Annotated in this window: 18 protein-coding genes; 10 read left to right on the top strand and 8 right to left on the bottom strand. The window is 72.1% G+C overall.

Going from position 1 to position 18108, the window contains the following annotated elements; all coding sequences use genetic code 11:
* Positions 1-507 (bottom strand): SigE family RNA polymerase sigma factor, encoded by a 507-nt coding sequence (locus OHA34_RS18045; RefSeq protein WP_285942349.1) that lies wholly within the window; start codon positions 505-507, stop codon positions 1-3.
* 283 nt (positions 508-790) lie between these two features.
* On the opposite strand from OHA34_RS18045, the gene OHA34_RS18040 reads away from it, so the two are divergent.
* From OHA34_RS18040 to OHA34_RS18030, 3 genes are all read left to right on the top strand, one after another.
* Positions 791-1672 (top strand): hypothetical protein, encoded by an 882-nt coding sequence (locus OHA34_RS18040; RefSeq protein ID WP_329522282.1) that lies wholly within the window; start codon positions 791-793, stop codon positions 1670-1672.
* Between the two features lie 228 nt (positions 1673-1900).
* Positions 1901-3016 carry a hypothetical protein gene (locus OHA34_RS18035; RefSeq protein WP_329522281.1) on the top strand — a complete coding sequence of 372 codons (1116 nt, stop codon included), beginning with the start codon at positions 1901-1903 and terminating at the stop codon, positions 3014-3016.
* Positions 3017-3118: 102 nt separating this feature from the next.
* Entirely contained in the window at positions 3119-4234 is a 1116-nt protein-coding gene (locus tag OHA34_RS18030) for a hypothetical protein (RefSeq protein WP_329522280.1), read from the top strand.
* Positions 4235-4289: 55 nt separating this feature from the next.
* Here the strand turns inward: OHA34_RS18030 and OHA34_RS18025 are convergent, their stop codons facing one another.
* The 3 genes from OHA34_RS18025 to OHA34_RS18015 form a co-directional block, all read right to left on the bottom strand.
* Positions 4290-4832, bottom strand: a complete 543-nt coding sequence (locus OHA34_RS18025; RefSeq protein ID WP_329522279.1) for a dihydrofolate reductase family protein — start codon at positions 4830-4832, stop codon at positions 4290-4292.
* A gap of 81 nt (positions 4833-4913) precedes the next feature.
* Positions 4914-5543: a class I SAM-dependent methyltransferase gene (locus tag OHA34_RS18020; protein WP_285942344.1), complete on the bottom strand. Its 630-nt coding sequence runs from the start codon at positions 5541-5543 to the stop codon at positions 4914-4916.
* A gap of 97 nt (positions 5544-5640) precedes the next feature.
* On the bottom strand, positions 5641-6453 hold the full coding sequence (locus OHA34_RS18015) for a crotonase/enoyl-CoA hydratase family protein (protein ID WP_329522278.1): 813 nt from the start codon (positions 6451-6453) through the stop codon (positions 5641-5643).
* A 160-nt stretch (positions 6454-6613) separates the two neighbouring features.
* On the opposite strand from OHA34_RS18015, the gene OHA34_RS18010 reads away from it, so the two are divergent.
* Genes OHA34_RS18010 through OHA34_RS17990 form a run of 5 tightly spaced genes read left to right on the top strand, consistent with a single transcriptional unit; the run spans position 6614 to position 12963 of the window.
* Positions 6614-8179, top strand: coding sequence for an acyl-CoA synthetase (locus OHA34_RS18010; RefSeq protein WP_329522416.1), 1566 nt, complete (start codon positions 6614-6616; stop codon positions 8177-8179).
* Positions 8169-9125, top strand: a complete 957-nt coding sequence (locus OHA34_RS18005; protein WP_329522277.1) for a Zn-ribbon domain-containing OB-fold protein — start codon at positions 8169-8171, stop codon at positions 9123-9125. Before OHA34_RS18010 ends, OHA34_RS18005 begins: the two co-directional genes overlap by 11 nt.
* Positions 9125-10174: a thiolase domain-containing protein gene (locus OHA34_RS18000; protein WP_329522276.1), complete on the top strand. Its 1050-nt coding sequence runs from the start codon at positions 9125-9127 to the stop codon at positions 10172-10174. The genes OHA34_RS18005 and OHA34_RS18000 overlap by 1 nt, the downstream gene beginning before the upstream one ends.
* The gene (locus OHA34_RS17995) at positions 10174-11331 is read left to right on the top strand and encodes a thiolase domain-containing protein (RefSeq protein ID WP_285942341.1); all 1158 of its coding nucleotides are present in this window, start codon (positions 10174-10176) and stop codon (positions 11329-11331) included. Before OHA34_RS18000 ends, OHA34_RS17995 begins: the two co-directional genes overlap by 1 nt.
* Positions 11332-11385: 54 nt before the next feature.
* Positions 11386-12963 carry an acyl-CoA synthetase gene (locus OHA34_RS17990; protein WP_285942340.1) on the top strand — a complete coding sequence of 526 codons (1578 nt, stop codon included), beginning with the start codon at positions 11386-11388 and terminating at the stop codon, positions 12961-12963.
* On the opposite strand, the gene OHA34_RS17985 is transcribed toward OHA34_RS17990, so the two are convergent.
* On the bottom strand, positions 12898-13419 hold the full coding sequence (locus OHA34_RS17985) for a hypothetical protein (RefSeq protein ID WP_285942339.1): 522 nt from the start codon (positions 13417-13419) through the stop codon (positions 12898-12900). The two genes, OHA34_RS17990 and OHA34_RS17985, sit on opposite strands and share 66 nt — an antisense overlap.
* Before the next feature lie 270 nt (positions 13420-13689).
* Here OHA34_RS17985 and OHA34_RS17980 point away from each other — a divergent pair, with 270 nt between their 5' ends.
* A complete protein-coding gene (locus OHA34_RS17980) occupies positions 13690-14160 on the top strand; it encodes a MarR family winged helix-turn-helix transcriptional regulator (RefSeq protein WP_285942338.1) in 471 nt (156 codons plus the stop codon).
* Positions 14161-14227: 67 nt separating this feature from the next.
* Here OHA34_RS17980 and OHA34_RS17975 read toward each other — a convergent pair whose 3' ends face one another.
* Together OHA34_RS17975 and OHA34_RS17970 are read right to left on the bottom strand one after the other, a co-directional pair.
* Positions 14228-14878, bottom strand: coding sequence for a response regulator transcription factor (locus OHA34_RS17975; RefSeq protein ID WP_329522275.1), 651 nt, complete (start codon positions 14876-14878; stop codon positions 14228-14230).
* On the bottom strand, positions 14875-16068 hold the full coding sequence (locus OHA34_RS17970) for a sensor histidine kinase (RefSeq protein WP_329522274.1): 1194 nt from the start codon (positions 16066-16068) through the stop codon (positions 14875-14877). Before OHA34_RS17970 ends, OHA34_RS17975 begins: the two co-directional genes overlap by 4 nt.
* Positions 16069-16222: 154 nt before the next feature.
* On the opposite strand from OHA34_RS17970, the gene OHA34_RS17965 reads away from it, so the two are divergent.
* Entirely contained in the window at positions 16223-17506 is a 1284-nt protein-coding gene (locus OHA34_RS17965; RefSeq protein ID WP_329522273.1) for an ABC1 kinase family protein, read from the top strand.
* Positions 17507-17580: 74 nt separating this feature from the next.
* Here OHA34_RS17965 and OHA34_RS17960 read toward each other — a convergent pair whose 3' ends face one another.
* A complete protein-coding gene (locus OHA34_RS17960) occupies positions 17581-17973 on the bottom strand; it encodes a hypothetical protein (RefSeq protein WP_285942334.1) in 393 nt (130 codons plus the stop codon).
* Between the last annotated feature and the right edge of the window lie 135 nt (positions 17974-18108).

Below are 18108 nucleotides of genomic sequence, written 5' to 3'. Positions count from 1 at the left end.
TCAGATCTCCGCGCTCTCAAGTCGAAGGGCCAGGTCGGGCACCAGCTCCCTCAGGCGCGCGATCGCCCGGTGCGTCTGGCTGCGGACCGTCCCCACCGAGCAGCCCATGATCGCCGCGACCTCCGCCTCGGGCAGGTCCTCGAAGTACCGCAGCACCAGTACGGCCCGCTTGCGCGGCGGCAGCGCCAGCAGCGCCTGCTCCAGCGCCAGCCGCAGATCCACCGCGTCCGCCGGATCGTCCCCCGCCCGCTCGGGCAGGACGGCCATCGACGCCTCCCGCCTCCGCCGCCGCCACCGGTTGACCTGCTCGTTGTACATGGCCCGGCGCACGTAGGCCTCGGGGTTCCCGTCGATGTGCCGCCACCGCGCGGCGGTCTTCGTCAGCGCCGTCTGCAACAGGTCCTCGGCGGAGTGTTGGTCGCCCGTGAGGACGTACGCCGTCCGCATGAGCCCGCGCGACCGCGCCGCGACGAACCTCGTGAAGCTCTCGCGGGAATCTCGGTTCACGGAGCCTCCTCCTGGATGTCATCCCCATAGACACCCGAACGCGGCGCATCTATGCCGTCCCTCCAAATGTTCCTGACCGTCTGCACTAGCCCCGGATGACTAGTACCTCCCGCCCGACACAACTTCGTTTCGCCAGTACAACCTGTCCCTTAGCGCCACCGTTAGCGCCACCGTGCTGCCAAGAAATGGCGGTAGCCATCACTGCCTGACCCCAACGGGTCGTTCAAGGATCGTTCGACGCAAAAGGACACTGCGTGTTCGAAGGACTCCATAACGTGATCACATGATCAGTGCCCAACACCAAGCCCTGGTCCAGCTCTTCTGCGATCGCCCCGCGCTCGCGGAAGAGCTGCTCACCAGGGCCTTCGACCTACCCATCCCCGACTACGACTTCGCCTGCCCGGAGGCGGCGGACTTCACCCAGCTCATCCCCGACGAACTGCGCGCCGATGCGGTGCTCGTCTTCAACCGCGCCCGCCCGGACGGCGACCCGGTCCCCGTCCTCAGCGTCGTGCTGGAGGCGCAGCGCGGCCAGGACGGCGAGAAGCGGTGGAGCTGGCCGATGTACCTGGTCAGCCTGCGCACCCGGATGCGCTGCCCGGCCGTCCTGCTCGTGGTCGCCCCCGACCCGAAGGTCGCGCGCTGGTGCGCGCGCCCCATCGAGCTCGGCCACCCCGGGCTGACGCTCACCCCGATCGTCGTCGGCCCCACCGAGGTACCGGTGATCGTCGACCCCGCCGAGGCCGCCGAGGACCTCGAACTCGCGATCCTGTCCGTCATCACCCATGCCGATGCCCCGGAGGTGGCGCAGATTCTGGAGGCCCTGCTCACCGCCGTCCACGACCTCGATCCCGCCACCGGCGGAAGATACGCTGACCTGGTCAGGGCCGTGCTGCCCGCAGACACCTGGAACCACCTGGAGACCCTCATGCAGACGGAGAAGCGCGAGTATTTCAGCGACTGGGCCCGCGCCAACGTGGCCCAGGGCGAGGTCAAGGGGCAGGTCGATGCGCTCCTGAGTGTTCTGTCGGCGCGCGGGCTGGAGGTGCCCGACGATGTTCGGAAGGAGATCGTCGGCTGTGACGACGTGGATCGTCTCGGTGCCTGGATCCGGATGGCGGTGACGGTGGACTCCGCTCGCGAGCTGCTGAAGCACTCCGGATAGTGCGTGGTGACGTCCCCGGTCGGCTGGTGCCGGCCGGGGACGTCGGCGTTCACGGGGTGTGCGCGCCGTCGGGCGGACGGCCCGTTCCTCGCCGGTTGAGTCGCCGGGGCGGCGGATTGAGTCACAGGTCCTAACATCCCGAAAAGATCGGAGGGGTGGTGGTGGGTGCTGGTACTGTCCGGCTTCCGATCAAGATCATTGCGAGCGGGATAGGGCTAGCGATTGAAGATGAGCAAGAAGCTGACGACGGTCGCGGGATCCACGGTGCTGGTAGGCGCTCTCGCTGCCACGGTCGTGGTGATGGCCACCGACCCCGGTGAGAAGAAGTCGGCGGGAACGGTCGGGTCGGCGGCGGCCACCGCGTGGCCGCTCGTCCAGGGCAGCACCTACCAGGGGCTCAGCTCCCTCAGCTCGATCGCCGCGGCGCCGGACGGCACCGTGTGGGCGGGCGGCAGCCAGACCACCTCGCACAAGACGCTGCTCAAGAAGCTGAGTGGCGGCAAGTGGAGCGACGTGGCGCTGCCGGCGAGCCTGGGCTACGCCAACGTGAACTCGCTCTCCGCCCCGGCGGCGAACAACCTGTGGTGGGCCGGCCAGCTGAACGTGTCCGGGGACAGGCAGCCGCTGGGGCACTGGAACGGCTCGAAGTGGGGGAAGTACACGGTCCCGCTGAGCTTCTTCCCCGACAGCATGGTGGCGGCGGACGCGAAGACGGCGTTCACCGCGGGCTTCAGCCCGGTGGGCAAGCGCTGGAACGGGACCTCCTGGTCCGACACCAACATCGGGATCAACACCAGGGTGTTCGACGCGTCGTCGGCGACCAACGTGTGGGCGGCGGGCTTCTCCGCGGACGAGGCCCAGCCCGCGGTGGCGCGCTGGAACGGGAAGGCGTGGACCCGGGTGCCGTTCCCCAAGATCGACGGCATCGTCCGGGGTGAGATCGCGCCCGCCTTCAGCGACCTGAAGGTCATCTCCGCGAACGACGTGTGGGCCGTCGGCTCGGTCCGGGTGAAGAACACCGCCGGCAAGCAGGTCAGCCGGTCGCTGTTCGCGCACTGGAACGGCACCAAGTGGACCCACACCGTCGGCGCGGACGGCACGTACCTGATGCAGGTCGAGTCGGATGGGGCGGGCGGCATCTGGGTCCAGTCGGACTCCGCGACCATGAAGCACCGCACCGCGGCCGGCGTGTGGTCGACCGAGACCCTGGCCGCTCCGGCGGGGAAGAGCGCTCGCGCGACCGAGATGGTCCTCCAGCCGGGGACCAAGACCATCTGGGTCGCCGGGACGACCGAGAACGCGGACCGGACCTTCGACATGGCGATCTGGCGCAGCAACAGCTGAGCCGATGGCACCGCGAAGCGCCCGGCCGGGTCCGCCCGGCCGGGCGTTCCGGGTGCCGGCGCCCTCCCCATCAAGATCTTTTACGAGTGGATGAGGCAGCGAGTGAAGACGAGCAAGAAGCTGGCCGTGGCGGGTTCGGCGGTGCTGGCCGGCGGCCTCGCGGTGACCGGCGCACTGGTGGTCACCGATCCGGGTGAGAGTAAGACCGCGGCCTCGGTCGGGGCGTCGGCGGCGACCGTGTGGCCGCTCGTCCAGAGCGGCGCCTACAGCGGCACCAGCCAGCTCAACGGGATCGTCGCCGCGCCGGACGGCAGCGTGTGGGCGGGCGGCAGCCTGGTCACCCAGCGCAAGTCGCTGCTCAAGAAGCTGAGCGGCGGCAAGTGGAGCGACGTCGCGCTGCCGGCGAGCCTGGGCGCCTACGACATGGGCACGCTCGGCGCCTCGTCGGCGAGCGACGTGTGGGCTCTGGGGCGTCCGACGGTCTCGGGCGCGCCCGCGCTGCTGCACTGGAACGGCACGAAGTGGGCGAAGTCCGCGCTCCCGGCGTCGTTCACCCCGGACCAGTTCGCGGTGGTGAACGCCAAGAACGCCTGGATGACCGGCTACGGCCCGGTCGGCAAGCGGTGGAACGGCACCGCGTGGAGTGACAGCACCATCGGGATCAACCCGGTGAAGATCGACGCCCTGTCGGCGTCGAACGCGTGGGCGGCGGGCTTCGTCCGCGAGGAGGCCCAGCCGGCGGTGGCGCGCTGGAACGGGACGGCGTGGTCGCGGGTGCCATTCCCGAAGATCGGCGGCATCGACCAGTCCCAGCGGTCGCCGGCCTTCAACGACGTCGAGGTCGTCGCCGCGAACGACGTCTGGGCGGTCGGCGCGGTCCCGGTGAAGGACGCCGCGGGCAAGACCGCGATGCGTTCGCTGTTCGCGCACTGGAACGGTGCCGCGTGGTCGCACACCCTCGGCGCGCCGGGCACGGGCTTCGCCCAGGTCGAGTCGGACGGCGCCGGTGGTATCTGGATCCTGGACGACACCAAGACCCTGAGGCACCGCACCGCGGCCGGCGCCTGGACCGCCGAGACCCTCGCCGCTCCGGCGGGCCGGACCGCCCTGGTGTACGGGATGGCCCGTCAGGCGGGCACCAAGACTATCTGGGTCGCGGGCAACACCATCGACGCGAAGAGGATGGCCGCCACGGCGATCTGGCGCAGCAACAGCTGAGTCCGCGGCACCCTGAACGCCCGGCCGGGTCGTCCCGGCCGGGCGTTCCGGCGTTTCACCGGCGGACGCGCAGCCAGAGGTTGGTCGCGGTCGGGGCCTCGGTCAGGCTGAGGCGTTCGAGCCTGACGTGGGTGCCGCCCGGGTGGTCGAACAGCCGGACGCCGTCGCCGAGCATGACCGGGGCGATCAGCACGAGGATCTCGTCGAGTTCGCCCGCCTCCAGGCACTGCCGGGCGACGTCGGCGCCGAGGACGTTGACGTACTTGTCGCCGGCCGCGGCCTTGGCGGCGGCGACGGCGCCGCCGAGGTCGCCGACGAAGGTGACGTCCGGGACGGCCGTGTCCGGGATGTGGTGGGTGAGGACGATCTGCGGTCCGGTCCATCGGCCGCCGAACGCCCCCTCCCGTTCGGGGTCGCCCTTGTTCGGGTCGTCGCCGCGGAAGGTGCGGTTGCCGACCAGGAGCGCGCCGATCCGGTCGACGAGGCCCTCCGCCTCCGGGTTCGGGCCGAGGTGTTCGGTGAGCCAGGACATGTCGCCGTCCGGGCCCGCGATGAAGCCGTCCAGCGACATGGTGGCCGAGTAGAGCATCGTGGCCATGGTTCCGCCTTCCTGGGAGATCGTCTCCTGATGAGACGGCGGGCCGGGCCGGAACTCATCGGTGGAGCGGCGGCGGCCGGGTCAGTCCAGGCGGCGGATCTTGAGGGTGTTGTCGGTGCGGGTGGTCGGGTTGCCGTCGGGGTCGTTCTGGATCCGCTCGTGCTCATCGCGGACGAGCACCTCCCACGCCCCGGCCGGGAGGTCCAGCGATGCGAAGACCTCGTCGGGGGTGGGGAAGTGAATGTCGTGGTCGTGGTCGTGGTCCCACGCGGGCCATCCGGCGTGCCCGACGATCAGGAGCACGCCGCCCGGGGCGACGGCCGCCGCGGCGGACCGCAGGATCGCCTCCCGCGGCATCAGCCCCCCGGGCGAGTGCAGGAAGTGGGCGGAGACGAGGTCGAACGTCCCGCCGGGGAAGGACGCGCCGAGGTCGTGCCGCCGCCAGTCGACGGCGACGCCCGCCGAGGCCGCGTGCCCGGCGGCGCGTTCGAGGGCGACGCCGGAGATGTCGGTCGCGGTGACGCGCCATCCCCGCCGGGCCAGCCAGATCGCGTCGGCCCCCTCACCGCACCCGAGGTCCAGGGCGGTGCCGGGCTTCAGGTCGGAGACCTCGCGGATGAGGGCGGCGTTGGGCTTCCCGCTCCACAGATGGTGGCTCTCGCTGTAGCGGCCGTCCCAGTACTCCTGGCCGGACGCATTGCTCTCGGTCATCGGGTCCTCCTCGTGTCGACGGCGCTCCCTCTCCTGGATATGGTCGGCTCATACCCGGCCCGATGACAAACGTTGTTGCCGGTCCGGCAATAAATCCCTAGGCGCCCTTGAAGACGGCGGGGCGCTTCTCCTTGAATGCCCGGGAGCCCTCCTTGGCGTCCTCGGAGCCGATGATCGGCCAGCCGATCTCGTCGGAGATCTTGAGGGCCTCCGCCTCGGGCAGGTGCTGGGTCTCGCGGTAGGTGCGCAGGATGCCCTGGACGGCGAGCGGGCCGCAGGCGGCGATCTGGTCGGCCAGCTCGCGGGCCGCGGCGAGGGCCTGTCCGGACGGGACGATCTTGTTGATCAGGCCCATCGCCAGGGCCTCCTCGGGCGAGATCGAGCGGGCGGTGAGCAGGATGTCCATCGCGGCGGCGTAGCCGATCTGGCGGGGCAGCCGGATCGCGCAGCCGCCCATCGGGAACAGGCCGCGCTTGGCCTCGTAGAGCCCGAGGGTGGCGTCCTCGGCGACCACCCGCAGGTCGGTGCCGGCCAGCAGCTCGGTGCCGCCGGCGACGGCGTAGCCCTCGATGGCGCAGATGAGCGGCTTGGTGGGCTGCCCCTCGCGGAGCAGGCCCTTCCAGTGGAAGTCGGGGATCTGCGCCATCCGCTCCTGGACGGCGGGGTCGGACGGGGGCGTGCCCATCGCCTTCAGGTCGGCGCCCGCGCAGAACTGGCCGTCCGCGCCGGTCAGGATCCCGACCCGCACCTCGGGGGTCTCCGACATGTAGGCCCAGGCGCTCGCGAGGCCGACGAGCATGGCCGAGCTGAGCGCGTTGCGCGCTTCCGGGCGGTTCATCGTGACGGTGACGACGTGCCCGTCCCGCTCGACGGTGCAGTGCTCGGTGCTGATCGGCAGGCGTTCCGGCACGGTTCCTCCAGCTCAGTCGGTCGATGCAAAACAAGAACAGATTCTAGTGAAGCGGCTGCGCCTCCAACAGGTCTTGCCCTCTAAAACGAGAACGTGATCTACTTTGGTCGCCGGGCGCCGCCGTGTGACGGTGCTCACCGTGATCACCAAGGGAGATCCGATGGGGTCGTTGGGTTTTTGGCGGCTGGCGCAGGCCGATCCGGACTGGATCGCCGCCGTCGACCCGGACGGGACCGAGTACGCGGCGGGTGACCTGCTGGGCCGCGCCAACCGGCTCGTCCACGGGCTGCGCGAGCTGGGACTCGAGAAGGGCGACGGGATCTGCGGGCTCGTCCCGAACGGGGTCGAGGGCCTGGTCCTGTACCTGGCCGCGCTCCAGGCCGGCTGGTACTACACGCCCCTGAACTGGCACCTGACCGGACCGGAGCTCGGCTACATCGTGGCCGACAGCGAGGCCAAGGCGCTCTTCGTCCACGAGCGGTACGGGACCGAGGGCGTGCGCGCGGCCGAGGAGGCCGGGCTCGACCCGCGCCGCCGCTTCGCGTTCGGCGACGTCGAGGGCTTTCGCCCCTTCGCCGAGCTGGTCGGCGCGCAGCCGGACACGCTGCCGGACGACCGCAGCGCCGGCGCCACCATGCACTACACCTCTGGGACGACCGGGCGGCCGAAGGGCGTCAGGCGGCGGCTCGCGGGCATCGACCCCGACGACGCCGCCGAGCTGATGACCTTCCTGCTGTCGATGTTCGGGATGCAGCCGGGACGGCCCGCCGGGCGCGAGCCGCAGGCGCACCTGATCACCTCGCCGAACTACCACACCGCCGTCACCCAGTTCGGCGGCAGCGCCCTCCAGATGGGCCACACGCTCGTCTACGTGGACCGCTGGGACGCGCAGGACACGCTGCGGCTGATCCAGGACCACAGGATCACCAACACGCACATGGTGCCGACGCACTTCAAGCGGCTGCTCAATCTGCCGGACGAGGTCAAGGCGCGCTACGACGTGTCGTCGATGCAGTGGGCGATCCACGCGGCGGCCCCGTGCCCGGTGCCGATCAAGCAGCGGATGCTCGACTGGTGGGGCGACTGCATCTGGGAGTACTACGCGGCCACCGAGGGCGGCGGGACGATCGCCAGCCCGCAGGACTGGCGGGCGCACCCCGGGACGGTCGGCAACGCGTGGCCGATCAGCGAGCTGCTGATCGTCGACGACGCCGGCGAGCCGGTCCCGGCCGGGACGCACGGCACCATCTACATGAAGATGGCCGGCACCGAGTTCGAGTACAAGGGCGACCGGGAGAAGACGGAGGAGAACCGGCTCAAGGAGTTCTTCACCGTCGGCGACATCGGCCACCTGACCGAGGACGGCTTCCTGTTCCTGTCCGACCGCAAGTCGGATCTGATCATCTCGGGCGGCGCGAACATCTACCCGGCCGAGATCGAGAACGAGATCACCCTGCACCCCAAGGTCGCCGACGTGGCGGTTTTCGGCATCCCCGACGAGGAGTGGGGCGAGCAGATCAAGGCGGTCGTGGAGCCCGCCGAGGGCAGCGCGCCCGGCCCCGAGCTGGCCGCCGAGATCCTCGCGGCGCTGGAGGGCCGGCTGGGCCGGATGAAGTGGCCCAAGACCATCGACTTCATCGAGACGATGCCGCGCGAGCCCAACGGCAAGCTCCTCAAGCGCAAGCTCCGCGACCCTTACTGGAAGGACCGCGAGAGTGCCATCTGAGGCGACGGAAGCAGCGGAGCCCGCCGCGCCCAACCACGTCCTGGAGTTCCCCGGCGGGTACACCCGGTCGGTCGGGCCGGTCATCGGGCGGTTCCTGAGCGAGCTGCGCGACGGGCGGCTGGTCGGCGTGCGGACCCGCGAGGGGCGGGTGCTCGTCCCGCCCACCGAGTACGACCCCGACACCGGCGAGGACGTCACCGCGGAGTTCGTCGAGGTCGGCCCGGCGGGGACGGTCACGACCTGGTCGTGGGTGGCGCGGCCGGGCCGGACCCACCCGCTGGACCGCCCGTTCGCGTGGGCGCTGATCCGGCCGGACGGCGCCGACACCGCGCTGCTGCACGCGCTCGACCTCGGCGTCTTCGAGGTGGGCGCCGAGGCGCCGCGGTTCCTCAAGACCGGGATGCGGGTGCGGCCCAAGTGGCGGGCCGAGCGCACCGGGGCGATCGGCGACATCGAGTGCTTCCGGCCCGAGGTGACCATGATCGGGGCGCCGTCCCGGCTGGAGTACCGCCTCAAGGGCGGGCGGGCCATGGACCGGTTCCTGGAGGGCGTGTCCGAGGGCCGCCTCATCGGGCACCGCTGCGACGTGTGCGGCCAGGTCATCGTGCCGATGAAGGGGCTGTGCCCGCGCGACGGGGTGCCGACGACCGAGGAGGTCGAGCTGCCGGACACCGGCACCGTGACCACCTACGCGGTCAACAACCTGCCCGATCCGCGCGCCCCCGAGGTGCCGTTCGTGTCGGCCTACATCCTGCTGGACGGCGCCGGGCTGACCATGCTCGCGCTGGTCGCGGGCCTCCCGGCGGACCAGGTCCGGATGGGCATGCGGGTGCGCGCCGCGTGGCGTCCCCGCGAGGAGTGGGGCCGGACGATGGCCAACATCAAGTGGTTCGAGCCCCTCGACGAGCCCGACGTCCCGTTCGACGCGATCAAGGACTACCTCTGATGCGCAGCGCGCCCAACACCGACATCGCCGTGGTCGCCTTCGTGCAGAGCGAGCACACCGCCGAGGACACCGGGCTCTCGGAGACCGAGCTGCTCGCCCCGGTGATCACCGAGATCAAGGCGCGGACCGGGCTGACCAGGTTCGGCTTCACCTGCTCGGGGTCCAACGACTACCTGGCCGGCGCGCCGTTCTCGTTCGTCTCGGCGCTGGACGCGGTCGGCGCCTGGCCGCCGATCTCCGAGAGCCACGTCGAGATGGACGCGGCCTGGGCGCTGTACGAGGCGTGGGTCAAGCTCCGGCACGGCGAGATCGACACGGCGCTGGTGTACGGGTTCGGCAAGGCGTCCCAGGGCGTGCCGCGCGAGATCGCGACCCAGCAGCTCGACCCGTACTACCTGGCGCCGCTCGGCGTCGACCAGGTGTCGCTGGCGGCGTTGCAGGCCCGCGCCTACCTGGAGCGGTCGGGCGCCAAGGAGGACGACCTGCGCGCGGTGGCGGACCGCTCGCGCCGCGCCGGCCGCGACAACCCGTTCGCCCTGCACCTGCCCGATCCGGCGGCGGGCGACGGGTACGACGTGGCGCCGCTGCGTCCGCACGACGTCGCGCCGGGCGCCGACGGCGCCGCCGCGATCGTGCTGGCGGCGGGCGACAAGGCGCGCGAGCTGTGCGAGCGGCCCGCGTGGATCAGCGGGATCGACCACCGGGCCGAGCCGCACTCGCCGGGCGTCCGCGACCTGACCAGGTCGGAGTCCACCCGGCTCGCCGCCGAGAAGGCCGGGGCGGCGGGCGTCGAGGTCGCCGAGCTGCACGTCCAGTTCAGCCACGAGGAGCTCATCCTGCGGGAGGCGCTCGGGCTCGGCGACGCGGTGAGGGTCAACCCGTCCGGCGGCCCCCTGTCGGGGAACCCGCTGATGGCCGCGGGCCTGATCCGGATCGGCGAGGCCGCGGCCCGGGTGCAGGGCGGCACGGCCGTCCGGGCGCTCGGCCACGCCTCGTCCGGCCCCTGCCTCCAGCAGAACCTCGTCTGCGTCCTGTCGGGAGAGAAGTGATGGGTAATCCCTGCGCGATCATCGGCGTGGGTCAGACGGCCTACAAGACCAAGCGGCTGGACGTCTCGATGGCGGGCCTGCTCCGCGAGGCGGCCCGGCGGGCGCTGGACGACGCCGGGCTGGCCTGGAAGGACATCGACGCCGTCGTGATCGGGAAGGCGCCCGACCTGTTCGAGGGCGTGATGATGCCCGAGGCGTACCTGGCCGACGCGCTCGGCGCCGCCGGCAAGCCGATCATGCGGGTGCACACCGCCGGGTCGGTCGGCGGGTCCACCGCGATCGTGGCGGCCGGGCTGGTGCAGAGCGGCGTGCACGACCGGGTGCTCACCATCGCGTGGGAGAAGCAGTCGGAGTCCAACGCGACCTGGGGCCTGACCGTCAGCGGCCCGTTCACCACGTCCCTGGTGGTGGGGGCGGGCGGCTACTTCGCCCCGCACATCCGCGCGTACATGCGGCGGTCCGGGGCGCCCGACCACATCGGGCAGCTCGTCGCGGTCAAGGACCGGCAGAACGCGCTGAAGAACCCGTACGCGCACCTGCGGATCCCCGGGATCTCGCGCGAGATGGTCGAGGCGACGCCGATGCTGTGGGAGCCGATCCGGTACCTGGAGACCTGCCCGTCCTCGGACGGCGCGTGCGCGATGGTGCTGGCCTCGGAGGACGCCGCCAAGAGCACGCCGAACAAGCCCGCGTGGGTGCACGGCACCTCGATGCGGTCCGAGCCGATCTTCTTCGCCGGGCGCGACACGGTGAACCCGCAGGGCGGCAAGGACGCGGCGGCCGACGTGTACCGGCAGGCCGGCATCACCGACCCGCGCACCGAGCTGGACTGCGCCGAGGTGTACGTCCCGTTCTCCTGGTACGAGCCGATGTGGCTGGAGAACCTCGGGTTCTGCGGCGAGGGCGAGGGCTGGAAGCTCACCGAGGAGGGCGCGACCGCGCTGGACGGCGACATCCCCTGGAACCCCTCCGGCGGCGTGCTGTCGTCCAACCCGATCGGCGCCTCGGGGATGATCCGGTTCGCCGAGGCGGCCCTCCAGGTGCGCGGCCTCGCGGGCGAGCACCAGGTGGACGGCGCGCGCCGGGCCCTCGGCCAGGCCTACGGCGGCGGCGCCCAGTTCTTCGCGATGTGGATCGTCGGCGACGACAAGCCCTGACCCCCGCCCGCCCGGACCCGGCACGATCCCCAACCCCCCTCCGGAGGACGTCCGATGGAGTTCAACCACGCTGACCTGTTCGAGGGAGTCGCGGACGCGATCGGGGACCGCACCGCCCTGGTCTGCGGCGCCGAGCGGCTCACCTACGCCGAGCTGGACGCGCACGCCAACCGGCTGGCCCACCATCTGGAGTCGGTGGGGGTCGGCCCCGGGCAGCACGTCGCGGTGCAGCTCTACAACGGCGTCGAGTACGCGGCGGCGATGCTCGCCGCCCTCAAGATCCGCGCCGTGCCGATCAACGTGAACTACCGGTACGTGGAGAGCGAGCTGCTCTACCTCTACCGGGACTCCGACAGCGTGGCGCTGCTGTACGACGTGGAGTTCGAGGACCGGGTGCGGGCCACCGCCCCGCAGGTCCCGGAGCTGCGGCACCTGATCGCGGTGGGCGGCGAGCCCGGCATCCCGGGCGCGGTCTCCTACTCCGACGCCGTCCGCGACAGCCCGGCGACGCGGGGCTTCGCGGCCCGGTCGGCGGACGACCTCTACGTGATCTACACGGGCGGGACGACCGGGATGCCGAAGGGCGTCATGTGGTCGACCGAGCAGCTCCTGTTCGCGTTCTGGAACCCGACCTTCCCCCGGCCGGACAAGCCCGCCGACGTCGTCGGGCTGGCCCGCGACTCCGGCCCGATGACCATGATGCCGGTGGCGCCGCTGATGCACGGCGCCGCGCAGATGGCCACGTTCATCGCCTGGTGGATGGGCGCCACCGTCGTCTACACGCGCAAGTTCGAGGCGGCCGGGGTGTGGCGGGCGATCGAGCGGGAGAAGGTCAACTCGCTCACCGTCACCGGCGACGCGATGGCGATCCCGATGGCCGAGGAGCTGGCCCGCGCCTCCTACGACACGTCCTCGCTGCTCGCGTACGTGTCGACCGGCGCGATCCTGACCGGCACCGTCCGGGACCGGATCCAGGCGCTGCTGCCCAACACGATCATCATGGACCGGTTCGGGTCCACCGAGTCCGGTTCCACCGCCGAGGCCGTCGCCGGCTCCGCGCCCGAGAAGGGCCTGCGCTTCGCGCCGGACGTGGCCGACGTGACGGTGCTGGACGACGCGCTGCGGCCCGTCCGGCCGGGGTCGGGGGTGCTCGGCCAGGTCGCGCGCAGCGGGCACATCGCGCGCGGCTACTACAACGACCCGGACAAGACCGCGCGGACGTTCCCCGTGGTGGACGGGCGCCGCTGGCTGCTGACCGGCGACATCGCCACGGTCGAGGCGGACGGGTCGATCGCGGTGTTCGGGCGCGGCTCGCAGACCATCAACACCGGCGGCGAGAAGGTCTACCCGGAGGAGGTCGAGGCCGTCCTCAAGGGGCATCCGGGCGTGTACGACGCGGTCGTCACCGGCGTCCCGGACGAGCGCTGGGGCAGCCGGGTCGCGGCCGTCGTCCAGCCCGCGGGCGGTCGGCCGCCGCTCGAGGCCGATCTTGACGCGCACTGCCGCAAGGCCCTGTCGGGCTACAAGGTCCCGCGCGTGTACGCGTTCGTGCCCGAGATGAAGCGGTCACCCGCCGGGAAGGCCGACTACCGCTGGGCCCGGGAGATCGCCGAGGGGGTCGCCGGGGCCTGACCCGGGGGCTGGCTCCGGCCGGGCCTCGAGCACGAGACCGAGGTCGGCGCCCCGGTCGTCCAGGCCGGTGGCGTCGGCGGGCGCCCGCCAGGTGATCTCGTAGGTGACCTCGTGGTCGGCGCCGTCGCCCCGGCCCGTCCAGCGGCCGACGCCCCGCTCGAAGCGGTCGCGCTCGGCGAGATCGGCCAGCGTGCCGGTGAAGACGGGGAAGGGGAGCAGGTCCCGGGAGCGTTCGAAGACGCCGATCCGTACCCGCTGGGCGAAGTCCCCGCCGTCGGCGGCGTGCGCGGCGCACACGTAGAGCGCGACGGTGGCGTCGGCGTCGCCCCGGTAGTGGGCGGTGACCGATTCGGTGCCGCGCTCGCCGGAGGTGAGGCCGTCCAGGTGAAGCCGGGTGGTGCCGGCCGCCGCGCCGTCCAGATCGATCGTCGTGGCGGAGAGGGAGTGGGTGCTCAATTGCCGCCCTCCGAGTTTGCGATACTCGGCCGCGGTGCCCGGGGAAGGTGGGCCCGGGGGCCTCGCGGGACCCGGGCCGCGCCAGGGCGACTGTCAGCGGCCCTAACCGAAATCCATGATACGTCTTGACTGATATCCGTCATCGGGTGCCGGCCTGTCTCGTCCGCCACAGGTCCGGCGGCCGTGGCGGTCCGTCCGCGGGGAGACTAGAGTCTCCCGTAGAGAGTTGCTCGATATGAGAGTTTCTCTACAAAGGAATCGAGGTTCCGCGTGCCGACCCCAGAACGCGAGCGGATGGTGCGCGACCTGACCGCGGCGGTCCGGCGCAGCACCATGTACACGGTGCTGCTCCATCACACCACCGCGGGCAAGGCCGGCATGAACGTGACCGACGCCCAGTGCATCAACGCGCTCTACCTGGACGGCCCGCAGACCCCGGGCCAGCTCGCGCACCTCATGGGCATCACCACCGGCGGTGCGATCACCGCGGTGATCGACCGGCTGGAGAAGGCCGGTTACGTCCGCCGCAGCCGCGACTCCGACGACCGCCGCCGCGTGATCGTCGAGCTGGTGGAGGAGAACGTGCAGCGCTTCGGGCAGTACTTCGCCCCCATCGGCCGGGCGTTCGGCGATCGGATCGACTCCTACAGCGACGAGCAGGTGGGCTTCCTGCTCGACTACCTCCGCCACAACAACGACGCCATGCCGGAGATCATCGAGGAGATCCGCAGGCTCCCCTGACCGGTCCCCCGTCCGGCGGCGCGTCGCGGCCGGGCCCGACGACCCGACGGACGCGGCCCGCCCGCCGTCACTCGGCGAGGCCGTGGCGGAACGCGAAGACGACGGCCGCCGCCCGGTCGCGCAGGTCCAGCTTGGCGAAGATGTTGCCGATGTGCGCTTTGACGGTGCCCTCGGCGATGTGCAGGCGGGCGGCGATCTCCTGGTTGGTGGCGCCGCCGCCCATCAGGGCCAGCACCTCGCGTTCGCGTGCCGACAGCTCGGCGGCCGCCGCGGATCCGCCGGCCCGGGGGCGCAGGGACCGGTAGACGGCGAGGACCGCAGGAGCGATGGAGGGGTCCAGCCAGCCCCGGCCCGCGGCCACGGCCCGTACCGCCTGGATGATCTCCTCGCCGGGCGCGTCCTTGAGCACGAAGCCCGCCGCGCCCGCGGTGAGGGCGGCCGAGACGACCTCCGGATCGTCGAACAGGGTGAGGACGAGCACCGGGGGCGCGTCCGGCAGGCGGGTCAGCAGGCGGGTGGCCTCGGCCCCGTCCAGGCGTCTCATCCGCACGTCCATGAGCACTAGGTCGGGCCGGTGCCGGGCGACCGCGTCCACCACCTCGTCGCCGTCGGAGCACTCCCCGACGATCCGCAGGTCGGGCCGGCCTTCGAAGATCCGGGCCAGCCCGGCACGGACGAGCTGCTGGTCGTCGACGAGCAGGAGCCGGATCGGGCTCATCCGGACGTCCCCGGCGTGGGGATGGTCGCCCGTACCCGCCACCCGGCCGGGGTCGGCCCGGTGCGGAGGGTGCCGCCGAGCGCGGCCACCCGCTCGCGCATGCCGACCAGGCCGAAGCCGCCCCGCGGGGTGCGCCCGCCGCCCGTCCCGGCGCCGGCGTCGTCCACCGTCACCTCGGCGTGCCGGCCGCCCAGGTCGATGGTGACGCCGGCGGTCGCGCCGGGGGCGTGGCGGGCGGTGTTGGACAGCGCCTCCTGGACGATCCGGAAGACGGTCAGGCCGACCGCGGGGTCGAGCGCCGACAGGTCCCCCCGGGTGGTGAGGTCCACGGCGAGCCCGCCCGCCCGGAACCGGGCGACCAGAGCGCGGACGTCCTCGGCGGTCGGCGGCGCCGGGGCGACGGACGCCCGGTGGTCCGGCGGGGACGGATCACGGAGCAGGACGAGGCCGCGGTGCACGTCGCGGACGCTCTGCCGGCCGATCCGTTCGGCCTCCTCCAGGGCGGTGACCGCGGCCGTGGCGTCGCCGCGCAGGACGGCCAGCCGGGCCGCGGTGAGGTTCAGCAGGGTCACGCCGAGCCCGTGGCCGACCAGGTCGTGGACCTCGCGGGCGATCTTCCGGCGTTCCTCGGCGACGGCCTCGCGGTCCAGCCGCAGGCGCGCCTCGTACAGCATGCCGTGGATCCGGAAGGCCGCGCCGAGCAGCATGAACCCGACCCCCCACATCAGCCAGGCCGGCCAGAGCGGGAAGTCTCCGGCGAGCAGGTGCCGGGCCGGGGCGAGGGCGAGTGCCAGCGGCACGGACCAGACCAGGTCGCGGCCCCGGGAGAGGACGACCAGGTGGGTCCACGCGGGGGCGGTGGCCACCGCCAGCGCCCCGTCGGCGAAGCTGCCCTCGGCGGACGGGAACGGACGGAAGCCCGCAAGGTCGGCGTCCGTGGTCGGTGCCGCGGCCAGCAGCGCCAGGGCCGCGAGCGCCAGCAGCGGGACGGCCTGACGAGGCGGTCGCCATGGCCCGGCCAGCTGCCAGGTCCACAGCACCGCGACGGCGGAGACGAGCACGGTCCGTGCCGGCGGGGCCGGCGACAGCGCGACGGCCAGGACCGTCCAGGCGACCCCTGTCGCGGCGGACAGGCGGAGCAGCGGCCACGGCGGATCGCCGCCGCGCAGGGCTGCCTGGGCGCGTGCCATGGTGCAGATCCTAGATCTCGCCGGCGGCCGGCCACATCCGACCGTGGGCCGGGCCCGCTCCGACCACGGTCGGAGGCGGCGGGCCCAAGGTCGGAGCCGGTTCGGGACCGGCGGCCGATGTGGCCGCCGCCGTCCCGCGGCGATGCTGGCCACCATGAAGATGCACACCCTGGGCCGGATGGCCCGGCTGTCGCGGGTCCCGCTGGGCGTCACCCGGCGGCTCGCCACCGCCGGGGGGCTCAAGGCCCTGGGCCGGCTGACCGACGAGTCCGCCCTGGAGCTGCACGAACGCACCGCCGACCAGCTTTTCGAGGTGCTCGGGGGCCTCAAGGGCGGGGTGATGAAGTTCGGTCAGGTGCTGTCGGTGTACGAGACGGTGCTGCCGCCGTCGATCTCCGCGGTCTACCGGGAACGGCTGGCCCGGTTGCAGGAGCAGGCGCGGCCGGAGACCGCCGACGTGGTGTTCCGGGTGCTGGAGGAGGACCTCGGCCCGGACTGGCGCGGCCTGTTCGGCTCCTTCGAACCCGACGCGGCGGCAGCGGCGTCGCTCGGCCAGGTCCACCGGGCCGTCCGGAGCGATGGGCGGCCGGTCGCGGTCAAGGTCCAGTACCCGTACGCACGGGACCACCTGCTCGGCGACCGCGAAGCGGTGATCCTGGCGATGCGCCTGCTCACCAAGGTGGTGGCGCCCGAGCTGGACGGCGGGGCGCTGGCCGCCGAGCTCATGGACCGGCTCGCCGAGGAGCTCGACTACGCGCGCGAGGCCGGGGCGCAGCGGCGGTTCCGGTCCGGGTTCCGCGCGGATCCCGACTTCCGTGTCCCGGACGTCGTCCTGCAACGCGGCCGGGTGCTGATCTCCGAGTGGATCGACGGCACGCCGCTGGCGGAGGTCATCGCCACCGGGAGCCGGGCGGAGCGCGACCGCGCCGGGCTGCTGCTGACCCGGCTGATGTTCGCGGCCGTCCCGCGTTCGGGGCTGCTGCACGGCGACCCGCACCCGGGCAACTTCCGCCTGCTCGCCGGCGGTGGCCTCGGCGTCTTGGACTTCGGCGCGATGTACCGGCACCCGCCCGGCACCGAGAGCCCGCTGGGGAAGTGGATGCGGATCCATCTGGCGCAGGATCCCGACGAGCTCGTCCGAGTGCTGCGCGAGCTGGAGTTCCTACGGCCGGGAGTGCGGGCGGACGGCGGCCGACTGCTGGACCTGTTCGACCGGTCCGGTGCTCCGGCACGGACGGAGGTGTTCAGGTTCGACGGCACGTACCTGCGCGAGACCCTGGAGCGGATGACGTCGTCGCTGTCGGTGGGGCTCAGCCTCGCCTTCCCACCGGACTTCGTGCACGCTCAGCGCGCGCTCGGCGTCGGCATCGGCGTGCTCTGCCAGCTCGAGGCCGACGTCCCCTTCCAGGCGGAGGCGTTGCGCTGGCTCGGCGAGTGACGGCCGAGCCGGCCGCGTCCTCGGGGACCGTCCGGACGGCCGCCGGTACTCCGTATCCGGCGCGGCCCGTCCCGTCATTCCTTGCCGGTTCCCCTGCACCTGGTGCACGCCTTCTGCTTGCCGGTCTGGATTATCGTGATCCTTCCGGTTCCGCCGCAGGTTCCGCAGGCGGCCGTGTCCGGAGCCTGCCACTGTTCGGGCAGGTGCACCAGGACCGAATCGGGGACCTCGCCGTAACACCGGTGAAGATAATCTCTCAGCCCCTCACCGGTTTCCCGGTTCCGCACCGAGATGCTGACGTCGAGTTCGGGGGGATCGGCCCGGCGGAACATTTCTTCACAAAAGGTGATGACCTTGTTCTCGTCCAGAAAGCGATCGGCGCCCCGGAGGCCCGTCGACCAGCGCCACCGGGCCTCCCACGGCCCCTCGCCCTCCGTCTCGGCGGGCCCCCACGCGGCTGCGGTCATAGCTCCTCCTCGGCTACCGAAGGGACCATCGTACTAGCCCGGCCATAAAAGGTCCGCCGGTGCTCATCTTTGTGTCATTGCGAAAGGTTGCACCGGCGTTTATGGCGAGCCTTTAAATGCGTGTCCTGATTCCGG

The organism is Spirillospora sp. NBC_01491 (assembly GCF_036227065.1).
Taxonomy (GTDB): domain Bacteria; phylum Actinomycetota; class Actinomycetes; order Streptosporangiales; family Streptosporangiaceae; genus Spirillospora; species Spirillospora xylanilytica.
This window is presented reverse-complemented; position numbering and strand designations above follow the sequence as displayed.